General features: G+C 61.6%; 16 protein-coding genes and 1 tRNA gene. 9 read left to right on the plus strand and 8 right to left on the minus strand.

What is annotated here, in order from left to right:
- Positions 1–63: 63 nt before the first annotated feature.
- Positions 64–140 (plus strand) — tRNA-Val (locus tag RHM62_RS08405).
- 439 nt (positions 141–579) lie between these two features.
- On the plus strand, positions 580–2,160 hold the full coding sequence (locus RHM62_RS08410) for an alanine/glycine:cation symporter family protein (protein ID WP_322125053.1): 1,581 nt from the start codon (positions 580–582) through the stop codon (positions 2,158–2,160).
- Between the two features lie 45 nt (positions 2,161–2,205).
- Here RHM62_RS08410 and RHM62_RS08415 read toward each other — a convergent pair whose 3' ends face one another.
- The gene (locus RHM62_RS08415) at positions 2,206–2,496 is read right to left on the minus strand and encodes a hypothetical protein (RefSeq protein ID WP_322125054.1); all 291 of its coding nucleotides are present in this window, start codon (positions 2,494–2,496) and stop codon (positions 2,206–2,208) included.
- A 533-nt stretch (positions 2,497–3,029) separates the two neighbouring features.
- Positions 3,030–3,473 (minus strand): response regulator, encoded by a 444-nt coding sequence (locus RHM62_RS08420; protein WP_322125055.1) that lies wholly within the window; start codon positions 3,471–3,473, stop codon positions 3,030–3,032.
- Between the two features lie 198 nt (positions 3,474–3,671).
- Here RHM62_RS08420 and RHM62_RS08425 point away from each other — a divergent pair, with 198 nt between their 5' ends.
- The 5 genes from RHM62_RS08425 to RHM62_RS08445 all read left to right on the plus strand — a co-directional run bounded on the left by RHM62_RS08425 (position 3,672) and on the right by RHM62_RS08445 (position 10,199).
- Positions 3,672–4,808, plus strand: a complete 1,137-nt coding sequence (locus RHM62_RS08425) for a BMP family ABC transporter substrate-binding protein (RefSeq protein ID WP_322125056.1) — start codon at positions 3,672–3,674, stop codon at positions 4,806–4,808.
- 98 nt (positions 4,809–4,906) lie between these two features.
- A complete protein-coding gene (locus RHM62_RS08430; protein ID WP_322125057.1) occupies positions 4,907–5,929 on the plus strand; it encodes an adenosine deaminase in 1,023 nt (340 codons plus the stop codon).
- Positions 5,929–8,439, plus strand: coding sequence for an ABC transporter permease (locus tag RHM62_RS08435; protein ID WP_322125058.1), 2,511 nt, complete (start codon positions 5,929–5,931; stop codon positions 8,437–8,439). Before RHM62_RS08430 ends, RHM62_RS08435 begins: the two co-directional genes overlap by 1 nt.
- Positions 8,440–8,441: 2 nt before the next feature.
- Positions 8,442–8,834 carry a group II truncated hemoglobin gene (locus tag RHM62_RS08440; RefSeq protein ID WP_322125059.1) on the plus strand — a complete coding sequence of 131 codons (393 nt, stop codon included), beginning with the start codon at positions 8,442–8,444 and terminating at the stop codon, positions 8,832–8,834.
- A gap of 48 nt (positions 8,835–8,882) precedes the next feature.
- On the plus strand, positions 8,883–10,199 hold the full coding sequence (locus tag RHM62_RS08445) for a DNA recombination protein RmuC (RefSeq protein ID WP_322125060.1): 1,317 nt from the start codon (positions 8,883–8,885) through the stop codon (positions 10,197–10,199).
- Between the two features lie 128 nt (positions 10,200–10,327).
- Here RHM62_RS08445 and RHM62_RS08450 read toward each other — a convergent pair whose 3' ends face one another.
- From RHM62_RS08450 to RHM62_RS08460, 3 genes are all read right to left on the minus strand, one after another.
- Positions 10,328–10,522, minus strand: a complete 195-nt coding sequence (locus tag RHM62_RS08450) for a heavy-metal-associated domain-containing protein (protein WP_322125061.1) — start codon at positions 10,520–10,522, stop codon at positions 10,328–10,330.
- Positions 10,523–10,584: 62 nt separating this feature from the next.
- Complete coding sequence (cueR, locus tag RHM62_RS08455) at positions 10,585–11,073, minus strand: Cu(I)-responsive transcriptional regulator (protein WP_322125359.1); 489 nt, start codon at positions 11,071–11,073, stop codon at positions 10,585–10,587.
- 84 nt (positions 11,074–11,157) lie between these two features.
- Positions 11,158–13,677: a heavy metal translocating P-type ATPase gene (locus tag RHM62_RS08460; RefSeq protein WP_322125062.1), complete on the minus strand. Its 2,520-nt coding sequence runs from the start codon at positions 13,675–13,677 to the stop codon at positions 11,158–11,160.
- 307 nt (positions 13,678–13,984) lie between these two features.
- On the opposite strand from RHM62_RS08460, the gene sugE reads away from it, so the two are divergent.
- On the plus strand, positions 13,985–14,305 hold the full coding sequence (sugE, locus tag RHM62_RS08465) for a quaternary ammonium compound efflux SMR transporter SugE (protein WP_322125360.1): 321 nt from the start codon (positions 13,985–13,987) through the stop codon (positions 14,303–14,305).
- Here sugE and RHM62_RS08470 read toward each other — a convergent pair whose 3' ends face one another.
- From RHM62_RS08470 to RHM62_RS08480, 3 genes are read right to left on the minus strand one after another with little or no spacing between them, the layout of a single operon-like run.
- Positions 14,306–15,211, minus strand: coding sequence for an AEC family transporter (locus RHM62_RS08470; RefSeq protein WP_322125063.1), 906 nt, complete (start codon positions 15,209–15,211; stop codon positions 14,306–14,308).
- A 14-nt stretch (positions 15,212–15,225) separates the two neighbouring features.
- The gene (locus tag RHM62_RS08475) at positions 15,226–15,870 is read right to left on the minus strand and encodes a response regulator transcription factor (RefSeq protein WP_322125064.1); all 645 of its coding nucleotides are present in this window, start codon (positions 15,868–15,870) and stop codon (positions 15,226–15,228) included.
- Positions 15,867–17,258: a HAMP domain-containing protein gene (locus RHM62_RS08480; protein ID WP_322125065.1), complete on the minus strand. Its 1,392-nt coding sequence runs from the start codon at positions 17,256–17,258 to the stop codon at positions 15,867–15,869. The genes RHM62_RS08475 and RHM62_RS08480 overlap by 4 nt, the downstream gene beginning before the upstream one ends.
- Before the next feature lie 171 nt (positions 17,259–17,429).
- On the opposite strand from RHM62_RS08480, the gene RHM62_RS08485 reads away from it, so the two are divergent.
- Complete coding sequence (locus RHM62_RS08485) at positions 17,430–18,512, plus strand: YeiH family protein (protein ID WP_322125066.1); 1,083 nt, start codon at positions 17,430–17,432, stop codon at positions 18,510–18,512.
- Positions 18,513–18,524 lie beyond the last annotated feature (12 nt).

The following is an 18,524-nucleotide window of genomic DNA, read 5'->3' on the forward strand; positions in this document are numbered from 1 at the left end:
TCACAGAATCTGGAAAAACAGGCTGGCATATCAGCAGATACTTGGCTATACTTTGGCCTCTTCAGGCGCGTAGCTCAGCTGGTTAGAGCACTACCTTGACATGGTAGGGGTCGTTGGTTCGAGTCCAATCGTGCCTACCAAATTCGCTACTCCCGACTGCTGGTTTTGCCAGCGGTCGATGCAGTCAGACTTATTTGGCATATCTGAAGTTTGTACCAGCTCAATGGAAGCGCAGTCCGGCTTCCATTTTTGCTGTCTGGCGTTCGTGTTTCTCCCTCCCTGTTCGTTCACTTTCTGCACTAACGCCGTGATGTGTGTTCCGGTCCTTCAGTTTCTTATGGGGCGCGCGGGCTGTCGTCCGGCGAAAAACTACCGGTCGCAACCATATGTTGCTAGGAAGTTATTTGCAGCTCCGGTAGCCTCGATCCGCCCATTCTCGACCATCACTCGGAAGCAGCAACATTCCCGGCACGACGCCTTCGGCACCGAAGAGCCTGTCGTGCTCCTTCGATGCTGATAACCCATCATTCAGTACACCATTGAGACCACCGGCGTTATTCGCCACACGGGAGCGTGACCATGCGATACCTGAAATTTATCCCGATCGCATTTGCTTTCGCCCTGCTTTCCGGATCGGCGCTTGCCCAGCAAGTCGTCGGCATCGACGCCCGCATCAACTCGGCTTTTGCGGCCTCGACCGGCTGGTTCGTCAGCCTGATTTTTGCACCCTTGCCCGGCACGGATTTTCCGTGGATCGTGCTCTGGCTTGTGGTTGCCGCGCTGATCTTTACGCTGTACTTCAAGTTCATTCAGGTGCGGGGATTTAGTCACGCGCTTGCGCTGGTCAAGGGCGATTATTCGAGTCCCAAGGACAAGGGCGAAGTCAGTCATTTCCAGGCGCTTGCAACAGCCTTGTCCGGCACCGTCGGTCTGGGCAATATCGCCGGGGTGGCGGTCGCCGTCGGCATCGGTGGACCCGGTGCGACGTTCTGGATGATTCTTGCCGGCTTGCTCGGCATGGCGACCAAGTTCACCGAATGCACGCTGGGTGTGAAGTATCGCAACGAATATCCGGACGGGTCGGTGTCGGGCGGACCGATGTACTACATGTCGAAGGGGTTCCGCGAGCGGGGCTTGCCGGGCGGTCGCTTCATGGCGGTATTGTTCTCGCTTTTCTGTCTCGGCGGCAGTTTTGGTGGCGGCAACATGTTTCAGTCGAACCAGGCGCACGCCCAGCTGGTCAATATCACCGGTGGCGCGAACAGCGTGCTGGCGGGGCATGGCTGGATTACCGGATTGATTCTTGCCGCGATTGTCTTCGCCGTCATCATCGGGGGAATCAAGTCGATTGTTACCGTCACTGAAAAAGTTGTCCCGTTCATGGCTTTGCTGTACGTCGGCGCGGCACTGGTCGTCATCCTTGTCAATTACGACCGGATCGGTTGGGCTTTCGGGCAGATATTCAGCGGTGCTTTCACCGGCCTTGGTGTGGCCGGCGGTTTCGTTGGTGCGCTGATTCAGGGATTTCGCCGCGCCGCATTTTCGAACGAGGCCGGGGTTGGTTCCGCGGCGATTGCGCACTCGGCGGTGCGCACCAACGAGCCGGTTACCGAAGGCCTCGTCTCTTTGCTTGAACCATTCATTGATACAGTCGTGATCTGTACGATGACAGCGCTGGTGATCGTGATTACCGGCGTGCTGATGGTCGATCCTGTCACCGGCATGTACATGATAGCTGACGGAAAAATCGCCACGACAGGCGGGGCTTCGGGGGTAGAGTTGACGTCCATTGCGTTCGCACAGGGAATCAGCTGGTTCCCGTACGTCCTTGCTGCGGCGGTGCTGATGTTCGCGTTGTCGACGATGATTTCGTGGTCTTACTATGGACTCAAGGCCTGGACGTATCTGGTGGGCGAAGGCAAGAAACGCGAGCTCGCCTACAAGCTGGTGTTTTGCACCTTCGTGGTCATCGGCGCCGCCGCGCAGCTTGGCGCGGTCATCGATTTTTCGGATGCGATGATTTTTGCCATGGCAGTCGTCAATATTGCCGCGCTTTATTGCCTGATGCCGGTGGTCAAGCGCGAGGCGGTGTCGTATTTTGCCCGATTGAAATCCGGCGAAATCAAAAAATTCGAACCATCGGCCGGCAAGGCAAAATGATCCCGCCGGAAGGCACCTTTGATGGTGCCTTCCAGGCGCAGCGGTTTATTCTGCTTTGGGCTTGAACTGCTCCGGACTGATCCGGTGTTTCTCACGCCGGTCACCCATCAGATTGCGCAGTTCGCGAATGCTCAGATCGCTGACTTCATGCATGCGGATAAGCATTGAGGCCCCTACCGGCAGGCGGCGATGCCGGATCTTGCTGATGACCGGAGGGGCGACGCCGAGTTCGCGCGACAGGCCGGCATCGTTCTTGGTACGCATTTTTTCGATCAGAAAGTCCAACAGACGATTGGGGTCGTAATCGACGTTGTCCAGCGTGCTGATATCGGTCATTGATTTCTCCTCGAGGCGATCTTTTCGTATCGGAAAAGCGCTTGTGGCAACAGGGTTGAACTGCACCGTACTCTACGTGATTTTTTGTAAATATTGGCGAAATTGCATCTGCTTTACTGTTTGCAAAGAATGCGGCGGTTCGAAGATCAAATTACGGAGATGGATTTTCCTGCCGGGCAGTGCACTCAGGTCTACGTGCGCTGACATCAGGTGGCTTACGGTGAGAGTCGCTATTGCATGCATCGCAGGCCTGCCAGAGAGGTGAAAAAAAGGGCCCGCCGTGAAGCGGGCCCAAACCCATTTGGAGAGGTGTTACAGATGAAGCGAGTTCAATATACCGTTAGTTTGACTGGATTGTAACTAAAAGTTTTTGCAAGACAACTAATGTTCTTTTTTGTCCACGTCATTAACTCACCCGCAAATTCGGCAAGTGGGAGGCGGTCAAAAAAGTGGCGAACGGCAAGCTGAAAAGCGGGTTGTTGTATGACGGCGTGTCCGGTCACATCGACAGGACCGGATTGGCAGCAGGGATATCAGTGCGCGTCGCCGCTTGGTTTTGCGGTGGCTTCAGTGGCTGCGGTGGCTGCCGTGGCGCGGGCTTGCTGCTGACGCGCTATTTTCAGGATGGCGTTGCGGATGATGGTCTGCACGGTTACCGGATTGAACGGTTTGACGATGAAGCCATGGATGCCGCGCTGGGAGGCACCTTGAACGATGGCCGGGTCCAGCTTGCCGGACACCAGGAAGATCAGGGCTTTTGGCAACGATTCACGCAGTAAGTCGAGCATGCCGAAGCCCTGATCCGATCTCTCGCCGACATCGATACAGACGATCTGCGGTTGCAGTTTGATGGCGCGAGCCAGACCGGCATCGCTGGTGTTGGAGTCGCCAATCACGTCATGTCCGCCAGCGACCAGCAGGGTCGACAATAAATTGCGCGTGATTGAATTGCTATCAATGATTACCACTTTCAGCATCGTCGGGTGCCCTTTTTCGCTATGTTCAATGGAGTATTTCGGGGAGGCTGCAGTCTCACATAAACGCCGGAGGCTGGCAATGCTGCCCGGGCACCCGGGCAAGTCCCTGTATGAGGCTTGTTGGGGCAACATGTTGTACTGTTCGTTCACCTATAAATTTCCTGAACGATACTGCATCACTGACAAGGAGCATTACCCATGGCTGTCTTTTTGAACCGACGAATGTCGTTGCGCTTGCTGACCTTAGCCGCAGCCGTGTCATTGCTGGGCTGCAGTCCGAAAAGCGATACCGCCAGCGTAACGTCCCCGGTAGTCGCACCGGCAGCCGGTAGCGGTCCGCTGAAAATCGGCTTCGTGTATGTCGGTCCGGTCGGTGACGCCGGCTGGACGTATGCCCATGACCTCGGCCGCAAAGCGATCGAAGAAAAGTTCGGCGACAAAGTAAAAACCACGTTTGTCGAGAACGTCGCTGAAGGCGCCGATTCGGAGCGCGTGTTTCGTGACCTGGCCGCGCAAGGCAACACCCTGATTTTCGGAACGACCTTCGGCTACATGGAGCCGATGCTGAAAGTCGCCAAGGATTTTCCGGCGGTAAGTTTCCAGCACGCGACCGGCTACAAGACCGCCGGGAACATGGGCGTCTATGACGCGCATACCTATGAAGGAGCGTATCTGGCCGGTGTCGTCGCGGGCAAGATGACGAAGTCCAATAAGCTCGGCGTAGTTGCGTCGATCCCGATCCCGGAAGTTATCCGCAACATCAATGCCTTCACACTAGGCGCGCAGAGCAGTAATCCGGCGGTCACCACGCGCGTGGTATGGATCAACAAATGGTTTGATCCCGGCAAGGAGCGCGAAGGTGCGCTGGCCCTGATCGGCCAAGGCGTCGACGTGCTGATCCAGAATACCGATTCGCCGGCGACACTGCAGGCGGCCGAAGAGAAGGGCGTGTATGCCTTCGGCTGGGATTCGGACATGTCGAAGGTCGGTCCGAAAGCGCACCTTGCTTCGGCCGCAATCGACTGGGCCCCGTACTACACCAAGGTGGTGACCGAGGCGCTGGCCGGTCCGGTCAAGAGTGACAATAGCTGGTGGGGCGTGAAGGAGGGTGCCATCGTGATGGCCAGCATCAATGCGTCGCTGCCGGCCGATGTGCGGACCTTGCTGGACCAGAAAACCGCAGCGATCAAGGATGGCACGCTGACCCCGTTCCAGGGACCGGTGGTCGATCAGGCCGGCAAGGAAATGGTCGCTGCCGGTCAGACCATGGCGATCAAGGACATGAAGGGATTGAACTATTACGTCAAAGGCGTGGACGGATCGATTCCGAAATAAGCCCCGGTAGCGTCAATCAAAAACCGCCGGCCGATCGCGCCGGCGGTTTTTTTTGGACGATTCCTTTATCATGGCCCGTTACTTTCAAGGATATCCGCATGAATGATGCATTGCGCCACACCCTGCAGCAGATGCCAAAAGCAGAGCTGCACATCCACATCGAAGGTTCACTCGAACCGGAACTGATTTTTGCACTGGCCCGACGCAACAACGTGGCATTGGCTTTCGAGTCCGTCGATGCGTTGCGTGCGGCATATGCCTTTACCGATCTGCAGTCTTTTCTCGATATTTACTACGCCGGTGCCAGCGTCCTGCTGACCGAGCAGGATTTTTATGACATGACGCGCGCCTATCTGCTGCGCGCGCAGCAGGACCAGGTCCGGCACACCGAATTATTCTTCGATCCGCAAACCCATACCGCCCGCGGCGTGCCGATGGAATTCGTCATCAATGGGATTTGGCGCGCGTTGCAGGATGCGCAACAGGAATGGGGCATGACCGGCGCGCTGATCCTGTGCTTCCTGCGCCATCTGTCCGAAGACGACGCGTTCGATACGCTTGAACTGGCGCTGCCGCTGCGGGATAAATTCATCGGCGTCGGACTCGATTCATCCGAGCTCGGTCATCCGCCGGAGAAATTTGCCCGCGTATTTGCCAAGTGCCGCCAGCTCGGCCTGCATCTGGTTGCCCATGCCGGCGAAGAAGGCCCGCCGGCCTACATCACCTCGGCTCTCGACGTGCTGAAAGTCGAACGCATCGACCACGGCGTGCGCTGCCTCGAAGACGCCGCGTTGACGGCACGGCTGGCGCATGAACGCATTCCGCTGACGGTGTGTCCGCTGTCGAACCTGAAGCTGCGCGTGGTCGACCAGCTGGCTAATCACAACCTGCTGCAGCTGCTGGATGCCGGCCTGGTGGTCACCGTCAACTCGGATGATCCGGCCTATTTCGGCGGTTACATGAACGACAACTTCATCGCCACCTTCGAGGCGCTGCCACTGACGCGCGAGCACGCCCGCGTGCTGGCGCGCAACAGCTTTGATGCTGCCTTCCTCGATGGTGCGACCCGGCACAAATACCTGGCCGAAGTCGATACCTTTTTTGACGGGCAGCCCGCCTGATGTTACGTACCCTGGTGCAATCGCTGCGCATGACGCTGCGCGACTGGCGTGCCGGCGAACTGCGCTTTCTTCTCGTGGCGCTGGTGGTCGCGGTATCGGCGCTAACCTCGGTGAGCTTTTTTGTCGACCGCATGCGCACCGGCCTGAACCGCGATGCCCACCAATTGCTGGGTGCCGACCTGGTGATCCGTGGTGATGCACCGATTAGCGAACTGTGGCGATCCGAAGCCCGCAAACGCGGGCTGACGCTGGCCGAGACCGTCGTCTTCCCGAGCATGGCGCTGGCCGGCGAAGGCGATGCCATGCAATCGAAACTCGCCTCCGTGAAAGCCGTGAGTACCGGTTATCCGCTGCGCGGCAATCTGAAGGTCGCATCGAACGGTACCGACGATGGCGTGACGACGCGCGACATCCCGGCGGCCGGCACAGTCTGGGTTGATCCGACCCTGCTGCTGGCGCTTGATCTGCAGGTTGGCAGCACCCTGAAACTCGGTGACAGGCAATTCAAGATAGCCCGCGTGATCGCTTCCGAGCCGGATCGCGGTGCCGGCTTCATGAATTTTGCGCCGCGCGTGATGCTGGCGGAGACCGATCTCGCGAGCACCAAACTGATCCAGTACGGCTCGCGGATTACCTATCGTCTGCTGGTGGCCGGTACACCCGAAACTGCCACCGCGTTCCAGCAATGGGTGGAGAGCAGCATCGACAAGAACGCGATCAAGGGTATCCGCCTGGAGTCACTTGACAGCGGCCAGCCGCAGATGCGCGCCACGCTCGAACGCGCCGAACAATTCCTGTCGCTGGTCGGCCTGCTATCGGCGATGCTGGCAGCGGTGGCCATCGCGATGGCCGCACGCCGCTTCATGCTGCGTCATGTCGATTCCTGCGCGATGCTGCGCTGCCTCGGCATGACGCAAAATCAGGTCACGCTGCTGTATCTGGTCGAATTTTTCCTCATTGGTCTGGTGGGCAGTGCGCTCGGTGCGGTGGTCGGATTTGGCGCGCATTTTGTGCTGCTCGAATGGCTGGGCAAGCTGGTCTCCAGCGACTTGCCGGCAGCGAGTTTTCTGCCGGCGTTGCAAGGCATCGCGACCGGCTTGCTGCTGCTGATCGGTTTCGCGTTGCCGCCGGTGCTGCAGCTGCGCAATGTGCCGCACAACCGCGTGATCCGGCGCGAACAGGATGCGCCGCAGCCGGTTGCGCTGGCGACGTATGGTCTTGGTTTGCTGACCTTTGTGGGCTTGCTGCTGTGGCAGGCCGGGAACGTCAAGCTCGGTCTGCTGACGGCCGGTGGATTCCTCGGCGGGCTGGCGCTGTTTGCCGTGCTCGGCTGGCTCAGCCTGAAATCTCTGCGCGCCATGCGCGGCCTCATCAATCATGCCAGCTGGCGCTTCGCCATCACGGCCTTGCAGCGCCGTCCGGGAGCGACGGTGGTGCAAGTGGTGGCCTTGTCGCTCGGCCTGATGGCGCTGCTCTTGCTGACCGTCGTGCGGGGTGATCTGGTCAGTGCGTGGCGCCAAGCCACGCCCGCCGATGCGCCCAACCAGTTCGTCATCAATATTCAACCCGATCAGACTCAGCGCGTGCGCGGCGAACTGACTGCCAACGGCGTCATCGACCCGACCCTGTATCCGATGATTCGCGGCCGCCTGATCGCCGTCAACGGTGCGGCCATCGGTGGCGATGCGTATGTCGACGATCGCGCCAAGCGACTGGTCGAGCGTGAGTTCAATCTGTCGACCATGACTGGCTTGCCGCCGCAAAACCAGGTCATTGCCGGCCGCTGGTTCGACAACAGCAAACCCGAAGCCTCGGTCGAGGAAGGCCTGGCCAGGACGCTCGGCCTGAAGCTCGGTGACACCCTCAAGTTCGACATCGCCGGCCAGCTGGTCGAAGCACCGGTGACCAGTCTGCGCAAGCTCGACTGGGGTTCGATGCAAGTCAATTTCTTTGTGATCCTGAACCCGGCGGTGATGGCCAGCACGCCGCAAACCTGGATCACCGCATTCCATCTGCCGCCGCAAAACGTCGCACTGGTGAACCAGCTCACACGCGACTTTCCGAACCTGACCGTGGTCGATGTCGGCAACGTCATCAAGCAGATCCAGGCGGTGGTCGACCAGGTCGTTACTGCGGTCGAGTTCCTGTTCCTGTTCACGCTGGTGTCGGGCGTGCTGGTGCTGTACGCGGCACTGGCCGGTTCGCATGACGAGCGCACCCGTGAGGCCGGCCTGTTGCGCGCACTGGGCGCAACACGCAAGCAATTGTCGCAAGCGCAGTGGATCGAGTTCGTGCTCGTCGGTGGTTTGTCGGGCTTGCTCGCGGCCTCTGGCGCAGCGGCAGTCGGCTGGTCGCTTGCCACCTTCGTGTTCGATTTCGAGTGGCAATTCAGTCCGGTGGTCTGGCTCGCCGGACTCGTTGTGGGTGCTGCTTGCGCGGTCTTCGGTGGCTGGGCCGGCTTGCGCAATGTGCTCAATCAGCCGCCACTGCAAACCTTGCGCGGAACCTGACGATGACGACTGAATCGACTCTGTTGTACGACCTCATCGGTGGCGATGCGCGGGTGCGCGAACTGGTCGACCGTTTCTATGACCTGATGGATCTGGAGCCGGAATTTGCCGAGCTGCGCGCATTGCATCCCGCCGCACTGGATGGCTCGCGCGACAAGCTGTACTGGTTCCTCAGCGGCTGGAGCGGTGGCCCTGACATGTACATCGAACGCTTTGGCCATCCGCGTTTGCGGGCGCGCCATTTGCCGTATCCGATCGGTGTCAGCGTGCGTGACCAGTGGATGCAATGCATGGCGTTCGCGTTGCAGGATATCGGCGTCGAGGAAGCTTTGCGTGACCGGCTGATTGCGTCGTTTTATCAGACCGCGGATTGGATGCGCAATCGTGAAGGGTGAACCACCAGCATGGGATCGAGCCCGTACAACCCCTATTGAAAAGATCCAATGACGCCTGTCGAACTGACTGTTTTACTTTTGCTGGTCGTCGTGATCGCGCTGCAAATCGTGTTGCTGATGCGCGCGCGCGGCGGCGACTCCGCACCTCAAGCGCTGGCCGCCGAGCGCCTCGAACGCCAGGTGCAAGCCTCGGCGCAAGCCACCCGCGTTGAGCTGGGCAGTAACTTTGCCCACTTCCAGCAAACCCTGTCGGCGCAGCTGACCACGCTCAATACCGCCATTGCCCAGCAGGCGCACAGCGGCCGCGACGAGCAATCGCTGGCACTCAAACGCTTCGGCGACACGCTGCAGCAAACGCTGACCACGCTGACCGAATCGAACGCGCAGCGCCTGCTTGAAGTGCGCGCCACGCTCGAAGAAAAAATCAAGGACCTGCAGACCGACAACGGCGCGCGGCTCGAAGAGATGCGCAAGACCGTTGACGAAAAACTCCACGCTACGCTCGAACAACGCCTCGGCGAATCATTCAAGCTGGTCTCCGACCGGCTCGACAAAGTCCATCAGGGCCTGGGCGAAATGCAGCAATTGGCGATCGGTGTCGGTGACCTCAAGCGTGTGCTGACCAACGTCAAGACGCGCGGCACCTGGGGCGAAGTGCAACTCGAAATGCTGCTCGAACAAGTGCTCACGCCCGAGCAGTATGCGAAGAATGTCGAGACCGTGCCCGGTACCGGCGAGCGCGTCGAGTTCGCCATCAAGTTACCCGGACAGGACCACGGCACCACGCCGGTCTGGATGCCGATCGACGCCAAGTTTCCGAAGGAGCAGTACGAGCGCCTGTCAGATGCGGCCGACCGCGCCGATGCCGACGGTGTCGCCAGCGCCGGGCGCGAGCTCGAACGCGTGATCCGGGGCGAGGCCAAGACCATCGCTGAGAAGTACTTGTCGCCACCATTGACCACCGACTTCGCGATCCTGTTTCTGCCGACCGAAGGCCTGTATGCCGAAGTCATGCGCCGGCCCGGACTGGCCGACGACATGCAGCGCGTGCACCGCGTCAGCATCGCCGGACCATCGACGCTGTCGGCCCTGCTCAACAGCCTGCAGATGGGGTTTCGGACACTGGCGCTGGAGAAGCGCTCGTCCGAAGTCTGGCAGGTGCTGGGCGCGGTCAAGACCGAATTCGGCAAGTTCGGCGACGTGCTGTCGGCCACGCGGGTGGCGCTCGAACGCGCGGCCAAGAATATCGAAAACGCCGAAGTGCGCAGCCGTCAGATGGCCCGCAAGCTCAAGTCGGTAGAAGCGTTGCCGGCGGCCGAGGCGCAGCAATTGCTCGGTGCTGATGCGGGTGAAGACCCCGCCTGACCGGTTGGCGCAGACAATCCGTCGAGGCGTCGTACCGCGTCGTACCGCTTAGTACCGCTTAGTACCTTTCTAACAGGCTGGCTGCGACGTGTGCCCCATCAGCACCTGTCAGATGATCGTCGCCCGGGTCACTGGCTGGCCGGATAGCCGGCCTCGCTCAACACCGCGAGCAATACGCTCCCGTCCAAGGTGCTATCGACCCGGACCTCATGCGCAGGAAGGTCGGTTTCGATGCGGGCTTGCGGGTCGGCGCTCAGCAGCGCCTTGGTGACGGACTTGGCGCAGCCGCCGCAATGCATGTTTGGAATGGTAAAACGAAGCATCTTGATCTCCTGGTTGATAAATAGGCCCGACGCAATCGGGTTTAACGTTGCGCACGATGCAATTACCGTGGCGGCTCGACGGCAGGGCGGCTCGGGCGTATCGACCCCGATCCAAACCGCGGCGTCCGATCTTGAGCTGGTGAATGCTGTTGCGCTGCGGCAGTCGGCTCAGCCAGATCCGCAATGATCGGGCAATCCGGGCGGTCATTGCCGTGGCAATGATCAGCCAGGTGCTCGAGCGTCTGCGCCATCGATTGCAGTTCGACGATCTTCGCCTTCAGACCGGCGACATGCGCCAGCGCCATCGTCTTGACGTCGGCGCTGGCGCGGCCACGGTCGCGCCACAAGGCCAGCAGTTCAGCGATCTGTTCGACAGAAAAACCGAGGTCGCGTGAACGACGGATGAAGCGAAGGCTATGTGCGTCGGCCGGGCTGTATTGTCGATAGCCTGCATCAGAGCGGGTCGCTTGCGGGATCAACCCAAGCTGCTCGTAGTAGCGAATCATCTTCGCCGAGACGCCTGAAAATTTGGCTGCCTGACCGATGTTCATCATTTTCTTCTCCTGAAAGACGCATCCAATATCATCCGAAAGACCGTGGCCTAGTCTACGCGCCGGTGCCTTGACGGGCAGGCATCAGCGTTCGTCGGGCGACGTCGTCCGATTTGCCGCGATAGTGCTACGGGTGTCGACGGTCATCGAGGCCTGGAAGCGCTTGAGCCGGAGCGCGTTGCCAAGCACGAAAACACTGGACAGCGCCATCGCGGCCGCAGCGAAGACCGGCGACAGCAAGCTGCCGTTTACCGGATAGAGCGCGCCCGCCGCGACCGGGATCAGCATGGCGTTGTAGGCGAAGGCCCAGAACAGGTTTTGCCTGATGTTGCGGATCGTCGCCTTGCTGAGCGCGATGGCATTCGGCACGCCACGCAGATCGCCCGACATCAGCACCACGTCGGCGGCCTCGATCGCCACATCGGTGCCCGTACCGATGGCCAGCCCGACGTCGGCTTCGGCGAGCGCCGGCGCGTCGTTGATGCCATCGCCCACGAAGGCGACCCGCGCGCCATTGATCCGCAACTTCTTCAGTGCTGCGACCTTACCGTCGGGCAGAACCTCGGCCACGACTTCATCGATGCCGAGCTGCCTGGCGATCGCTGCGGCCGTAGCCGCATTGTCGCCGGTGATCATCGCGACCTTCAGTCCGAGCGCATGCAGCGCCTTGATCGCTGCGGGCGTCGTCTCCCGGATCGGATCAGCCACCGCGATCACGGCTGCCAGGCGGCCATCAATGGCGGCGTAGAGCGGACTTTTGCCTTGCTCGCCGAGACGCCGGGCGGTCGGCAGGAAGCGCGCCACATCCAGACCGAGCTGCGTCATGAACCGGTCCGCGCCGATGGCGACGGTGCGGCCGGCGACCTTGGCCGACACGCCCAAGCCCGGGCTTGCGTCGAAGCTCTCGACGGCAGCGAGCGTGATGTCCTGCTGCTGTGCGGCGGCGACAATCGCTGCGGCGATCGGATGCTCGGAGCGGGCCTCGACCGCCGCCACGAGCGCCAGAACATCGTTGTAATCGAAGCCGTCGGCAGGGACGAGGTCGGTCAGCTCGGGGCGTCCTTTGGTCAGGGTGCCGGTCTTGTCGAGCGCGATGACGCTGACATCGCGCAGCGCCTGCAAGGCTTCACCCTTGCGGAAAAGAATGCCGAGCTCGGCCGCGCGGCCGGTACCGACCATGATCGAGGTCGGCGTGGCCAGTCCCATGGCGCACGGGCAGGCGATGATCAACACCGCGACCGCATTGACCAGCGCGAAGCTCAGCGCCGGAGCCGGACCAAAGATCATCCAGACCACGAAGGTCAGCGCGGCTGCGGCCATCACCGCCGGAACGAACCACATGGTCACCTTGTCGACCAGCGCCTGGATCGGCAGCTTGGAACCCTGCGCTTGTTCGACCAGGCGGATGATCTGCGCGAGCACCGTGTTCGCGCCGACCTTGGTGACGCGGAAACTGAAAGCGCCGGTTTTGTTGATGGTGCCGCCGATGACTTCGGCACCCGCTCCCTTCGCCACCGGCACCGGCTCACCGCTGATCATGCTCTCGTCCACATAAGAACTGCCTTCGACCACCTCGCCGTCGACCGGCACCTTCTCGCCCGGACGCACGAGCACGACATCACCGGTGCTCACCTGATCAAGCGCCAGTTCGAGCGTCACGCCGTTGCGCTGGACGCGGGCGGTCCTGGCCTGCAGTCCGACGAGCCGCTTGATCGCCTGCGAGGTGCGTCCCTTGGCGCGCGCCTCCAGCGTGCGTCCGAGCAGGATCAGGGTAACGATGACCACGGCGGCTTCGAAATAGACGTTGGCGGTGCCCTGCGGTAGCACGTCGGGAACGAAGGTCGCGACCACCGAGTAACCGTACGCTGCCGTCGTGCCGAGCGAGACCAGCGAATTCATGTCGGGAGCACCACGCAGCAACGCCGGTACGCCCTTGCGAAAAAAGCGCAGGCCCGGACCGAACAGCACCAGGGTCGCGAGTGCGAACTGGATCCTCCAGCTTGTCTGCTCGCCCAGCACCCCCATCACCCAATGGTGCATGGCGGGAATGAGGTGCGAGCCCATCTCGAGGATGAACACCGGCAGGGTGAAGATCGAGGCGATCAGCAAAGCGCGCCGCAGCGACCGTGCCTCGCTGTCACGACGCTTGTCGTCCTGATCGCCCGCAGTCGCCGTGTCGGCGGACAAGCGGCGCGACGTGTAACCCGCCTGTTCGACCGCCGCTTCAAGGTCGGCCATCGCGACGGCCCCAGCAAGGTGGCGCACCTGTGCGCGCCCGGTCGCCAGATTGACGGTGACATCGAGCACGCCCGGGATGGTTGCGAGCGCCTTCTCCACCCGGCCCACACACGACGCACAGGTCATGTCGTCGATCGCCAGCACGGTGGTCTCTTCGGGAACGGCGTAGCCGGCGCGCTTGATGGCGTGGACAGCCGCCTGCGGATCTGCCAGGCCAGTGAAGGTGATGTCGGCGCGCCCGGTGGCGAGATTGACCGCCGCAGTGCGGACACCGGCGACCTCTTTGAGCGCGCGCTCGACACGCCCCACACAGGATGCACACGTCATGTCTTCAACCGGCAAGCTCAGACGATGGACTGAAGACATGGATGGATGGGTGCCTTGTTGCGCAGTGGAAGACATTGAGTTACCCCTTGAATGATTCTGTTGACGATCAGTTTCAGGCTTCCCACCGTGGGAAGGTCAAGGCTTGCGGGTGATTTATTTCACGACGCCCGGGTTCGCCATGCCGGGACAGTAGTCCCGCAGGATCGCCCACGTTATCTGTTACAGTCCGCCCGGTGCCAGGAAGGCCCGCCGCCAGGCTGGTCGCCATCACCTGCACGGGAAGCGGGGACGACCCCGCTGCTCGATGTCGATCCGGGGACGTCCTCTTGTTCTTGCGAGGTTGATGATGAATTGGATGCTTTTACTACTGGCCGGACTGCTCGAAATCTGCTGGGCTGTCGGCCTGAAACATACCGAAGGATTTACGCGCTTGTGGCCCTCGGTGCTGACCGTGCTGGCCATGGCCGCCAGTTTGGGTTTGCTGGGGATCGCGATGAAGACGCTGCCGGTCGATACCGCCTATGCGGTCTGGGTGGGCGTTGGTATCGTGGGCACGGCCTTGATCGGCATGTTTTTTCTGGGTGAGCCGGCCAGTACCGGCCGCCTGGTCAGTTTGGGATTGATCATCGCCGGCGTGGTCGGCCTCAAGCTGTCGTCGGTGGCCTGATCAGCGCAGGCCCAGCCACAATCCCAGTGGCACAAACAGCAGCGCCGCCAGGTTGCCGATCATGACGATGGACGCGACCTTGTCCGGTTCCTGCTGATAGCGCTCCGCCACCATGAAGCAGAACACGGCCGGCGGCAGCGACGCGAACAGGAACAGCTGTCCGCGCTGCGCGGCGTTGAGGACTAGCACGTGATCGAGTCCGAGTGCCACCAGCAAACCCGCCACCGGACAGACGATGGCACCGGTCACGCCGATTTTCCAGCTATCGAAACGGATGTCGAGCATCCGTACGCCGAGCGCGAACAGCATGATCGGAATGCTGGCATCACCCAGCAGCTTCATGGCCTGGAAAAGCGGTGCCGGAATCGGAATGCGCAGCAGCGCGAAGAACAGCCCGGCAAACATCGCCAGCATCATCGGATTTTTCAGGAAGGCCCAGGGCGAAACATGCTGCTTGCCGCCGGATTCGATGATCTTGATACCCAGCGTGAAGTACACGACATTGCAGGCCATGAACATCGCCACCGCCGCCGACAAGCCGCCCGGTCCGAACGCCAGCACCGCCAGCGGCAAGCCCATGTTGCCGCAATTGTTGTACATCATGGGCGGCAAAAAAGTACGCATGTCATAGCCGAGCAGGCGCGCCACCGGCCAGGCCAGCAAGCCCGATCCGAGCGCCACCAGCGCGCCGCCGGCGATCAGGCTGGCGTTGGCCGCGAGGTTGAAATCCCGTGCCGCCAGCGCCGTAAAAACCAGCAGCGGACAGAGTGCATCCATGCTCACCGTATTGACCGCAATCATATCGGCCTTGACGGCCGCACCGCGCACGCGGCCGTAGCCGTAGCCGATCGCGATGATGAAAAACACCGGCAGGATGATGCCGAGAATACGGTCGAAAATTTCCATGTGGTCCGGCCGGATCAGACTTCGATCAAGCCGTGTCGCACCGCGATCAGCGCCAGCTCGGCCTGATTGCCGGCGCCCAGCTTTTGCTTGACGTGATACAGATGCGTGCCGGCCGTGCGCGGCGAGATGTTCAGATCGATAGCGATCTGGTTGACCGACAAGCCTTTGGCCAGCTGGATGAAGACCCCGAACTCGCGCTCGGACAGGATCTCCAGCGGGTTTTTGGCCCCATCGAATTCCTGCAGTGCCAGCCGCTGCGAGACATGCGCATCGAGGTACATGCGACCGCTGGCGACCTGCCGGATCGCATGGATCAGCTCGTCCGGCGCGCTGCGCTTGGACAGATATCCCAGCGCGCCGGCCTTGAGCATGAAGCGCACGTAACTCGGGTTTTCGTGTGACGACAGGCCGAGCACCTTCAGATGCTTGTCGCGGGCCAGCAAACGGCGCGTGGCATCGACGCCGGTGCTGCCCTCGCCAAATGAAATATCCATCACCACCACATCCGGCTGGCAGGACTGCAATTGCAGATAGGCGGCATCGGCCGAATCGGCTTCGGCGATGACGCGGATATCCGGCGTCGCATCGAGCAGCATGCGAAAACCGAAACGCACCACCATGTGGTCATCGACCAGCATGACTGTCACGGGTTTGTTCATGCGTGATTGCCTTTCATCGGGATAGTCACGTCGACCACCAGGCCGCCGTGCGCACCGGGCTGGAAGCGCAGCGTGCCGCCCAGCGATTCGGTGCGCTCCTGCATGCCGCGCAGGCCGTAATGGCCGGCGCGGATCAGCGTCCTGGTCGCACCTTTGCCATCATCGGCAATCGATAGGCACAGGTCGGGGCCTTGCTGGCGCAACCAGACCGTCGCATGGCTGGCACCGGCATGGCGGATCACGTTGGTCAGTGCTTCCTGGGCGATGCGATACAGCGTGATGTCGGTCGCGTCGGACAGTGCCGGCAAGTCGTCGTCGGCGCGGAAGGCGAGATTGAGGGCTGGATGACTCAGCTGCAGTTCGGTGATCAGGTCACGCAAGGCATCGGCCACGCCCATGCCGTCGAGCTGAATAGGCCGCAGCCGCGGAATCATCCGGTGCAGCGCATCGGCGGTCGAGCCGGCCGTATCGAACAGTATTTGCACGCTGCGCTGACAGCTGCCGTCGCGCAGCGCCGGTTGCTGCATCAGCGACTTGGCGATGCTGCGCATCGCGGTCAGCGACTGGCCCAGTTCGTCGTGCAGTTCGCGCGCCAGCGCGGTGCGTTCTTCCTCGATGCGCTGATGCAGCAGTGTCGTGAATTCACGCTGTGCGGCTAGCCTGGCCTGAGCATCGGCGCTGGCCTGGCGGACCTGAAAATTTTCTTCGACCGCCTGCGCCATCCGGTTGAAGGTACGGCCCAGTTCGCCCGCTTCGCGTCCGCCCAGTGGCGGCAGGCGCACGGCATGGTCGCCGCGTTCGATGGCACGCAAGCCATTCTGGATGCGGTCCAGCGGTGCCAGCCAGCGCCCGAGGATGATGAATACCAGCAGGTCGGCCACCAGCAGCAGCAAGGCTTCGACCAGCACGATGCGCTTGAGGTCATCCCAGGCATCGAGCACGGAGCGGGTCGGGTTGGGCGTGACGGTCAGCTTGCCGCCGGCCAGCACGATGGTGGTGGCCGGCAGATGCGGCGTGACCAGTGTTTCGTACCAGTCCGGCGCATCGCGGCCCGCCTTGTAGGTCGAGGGCGGCGAGGCGTAGATCAACCGGCCGGACTGGTCCTGCAGCCGGATTTCATTGGCGCGGACGCGGCCGGTTTCCTGCAAAAATCCGCCGAGCTGTTCCAGTCCGCCCATCGCCGACAACCAGGTGATGCGGCTCAGCAGTTGCGCCGCGATGCGGTTCGAGGCTTCGATTTCCTCGCGCACGCTGTTGCGTGCCGACTGGATTTGTACCGTCACCAGCAAGCCCAGCACGAGCACGCTGATCAGCCCGAAGATCAGGTTGATTTTGTGGCGCAGGCTGAGCGCAGCGGGTGGATGCGAAGGAGGGGGGTGATCGGTCATGCCGCATTCTACCGGCCGCGACGGTGTCGCCCGCTGATGATTTTTGCGCTGCGGATTGCGCTACCCGTTTTACAGGTAGCGATCAGTCAGAGGATGCGTTTTCTTTTGGTCGGGCGGGTCGCTACAGTCGATCACATCGGGGCCGCTACGGTCCCGCGCACGGAGACGCTGATGACCACCACCGGACTACTGATCCCACCCTCGAGCATCGATCGCGGTATGGCACTGTTGCCGGGTTTGTTGTTGAGCGCGGCGATCGCGCTTGTGGCGATGGTGCTGGGCAAGCTGCCGGTGTTTGCGGCCAATGGCATGAGTGCGCTGACACTGGCCATCCTGCTGGGCATTGTGCTCGGCAACAGCGTCTACCCGCGCGTGGCGCTGACCAGCGCAGCCGGCGTGCAATGTGCGAAGCAGAACCTGCTGCGCATCGGCATCATCCTGTACGGCTTGCGCCTGACGATGCAGCAGATCGGCGAAGTCGGCGTGGCCGGCATCGTCATCGATGCGCTGATGCTGTGTTCGACCTTCGGGATGGCGCTGTTCCTGGGCGTGAAGGTGTTCCGGCTCGAACGTGATACCGCAATCCTGATCGGTGCCGGTAGCGCGATCTGCGGCGCGGCGGCGGTGCTGGCGACCGAGCCGGTCTTGCGGGCGCGTAGCGAACAGGTCACGGTGGCGATCTCGACGGTGGTGGTGTTCGGTACGCTATCGATCTTCTTGTACCCGCTGCTGTACCGGCTCAACCTGTACTGGCAGGTGCTCGATATTGCGCCGGCAACCTTTGGCATCTACATCGGGTCGACGGTCCATGAAGTCGCGCAAGTCGTCGCTGCGGCGCGCTCCATCGGTGATGAAGCGGCCAACACGGCGGTGATCGCCAAGATGGTCCGCGTGATGATGCTCGCGCCATTTCTGATTGCGTTGTCGGCCTATGTGTCGCGCTCGACCCGGCCGCGCGCGAACTGCGCGGCCGGGTCGAGCGCGCCGGGCCGTCTCGCCGTGCCGTGGTTTGCGTTCATCTTCGTCGCCGTGGTGGGCTTCAATTCGCTGGCATTGCTGCCCGCCGGTCTGGTCGCCGTACTGATCGACATCGACACCTTCCTGCTGGCGATGGCGATGGCCGCGCTGGGACTGGGTACCCGCTTGTCGGCGATCCGCCAGGCGGGTGTGCGGCCTTTACTGCTGGCGGCGATGCTGTTTGTGTGGCTGGTGGCTGGCGGGGCGCTGGTCAATCGGGTCGTGATGCAGTTTTAGGCAAGGCGGGTA

The sequence above is a fragment of the Actimicrobium sp. CCC2.4 genome, from assembly GCF_034347385.1.
Classification (GTDB): Bacteria; Pseudomonadota; Gammaproteobacteria; order Burkholderiales; family Burkholderiaceae_D; genus Actimicrobium.

Coding starts and splice junctions, on each gene's coding strand:
- RHM62_RS08410 (WP_322125053.1), top strand. CDS start 580: ATGCGATACCTGAAATTTATCCCGATCGCATTTGCTTTCGCCCTGCTT.
- RHM62_RS08415 (WP_322125054.1), bottom strand. CDS start 2,496: ATGACCGATATCAGCACGCTGGACAACGTCGATTACGACCCCAATCGT.
- RHM62_RS08420 (WP_322125055.1), bottom strand. CDS start 3,473: ATGCTGAAAGTGGTAATCATTGATAGCAATTCAATCACGCGCAATTTA.
- RHM62_RS08425 (WP_322125056.1), top strand. CDS start 3,672: ATGGCTGTCTTTTTGAACCGACGAATGTCGTTGCGCTTGCTGACCTTA.
- RHM62_RS08430 (WP_322125057.1), top strand. CDS start 4,907: ATGAATGATGCATTGCGCCACACCCTGCAGCAGATGCCAAAAGCAGAG.
- RHM62_RS08435 (WP_322125058.1), top strand. CDS start 5,929: ATGTTACGTACCCTGGTGCAATCGCTGCGCATGACGCTGCGCGACTGG.
- RHM62_RS08440 (WP_322125059.1), top strand. CDS start 8,442: ATGACGACTGAATCGACTCTGTTGTACGACCTCATCGGTGGCGATGCG.
- RHM62_RS08445 (WP_322125060.1), top strand. CDS start 8,883: ATGACGCCTGTCGAACTGACTGTTTTACTTTTGCTGGTCGTCGTGATC.
- RHM62_RS08450 (WP_322125061.1), bottom strand. CDS start 10,522: ATGCTTCGTTTTACCATTCCAAACATGCATTGCGGCGGCTGCGCCAAG.
- cueR (WP_322125359.1), bottom strand. CDS start 11,073: ATGAACATCGGTCAGGCAGCCAAATTTTCAGGCGTCTCGGCGAAGATG.
- RHM62_RS08460 (WP_322125062.1), bottom strand. CDS start 13,677: ATGTCTTCAGTCCATCGTCTGAGCTTGCCGGTTGAAGACATGACGTGT.
- sugE (WP_322125360.1), top strand. CDS start 13,985: ATGAATTGGATGCTTTTACTACTGGCCGGACTGCTCGAAATCTGCTGG.
- RHM62_RS08470 (WP_322125063.1), bottom strand. CDS start 15,211: ATGGAAATTTTCGACCGTATTCTCGGCATCATCCTGCCGGTGTTTTTC.
- RHM62_RS08475 (WP_322125064.1), bottom strand. CDS start 15,870: ATGAACAAACCCGTGACAGTCATGCTGGTCGATGACCACATGGTGGTG.
- RHM62_RS08480 (WP_322125065.1), bottom strand. CDS start 17,258: ATGACCGATCACCCCCCTCCTTCGCATCCACCCGCTGCGCTCAGCCTG.
- RHM62_RS08485 (WP_322125066.1), top strand. CDS start 17,430: ATGACCACCACCGGACTACTGATCCCACCCTCGAGCATCGATCGCGGT.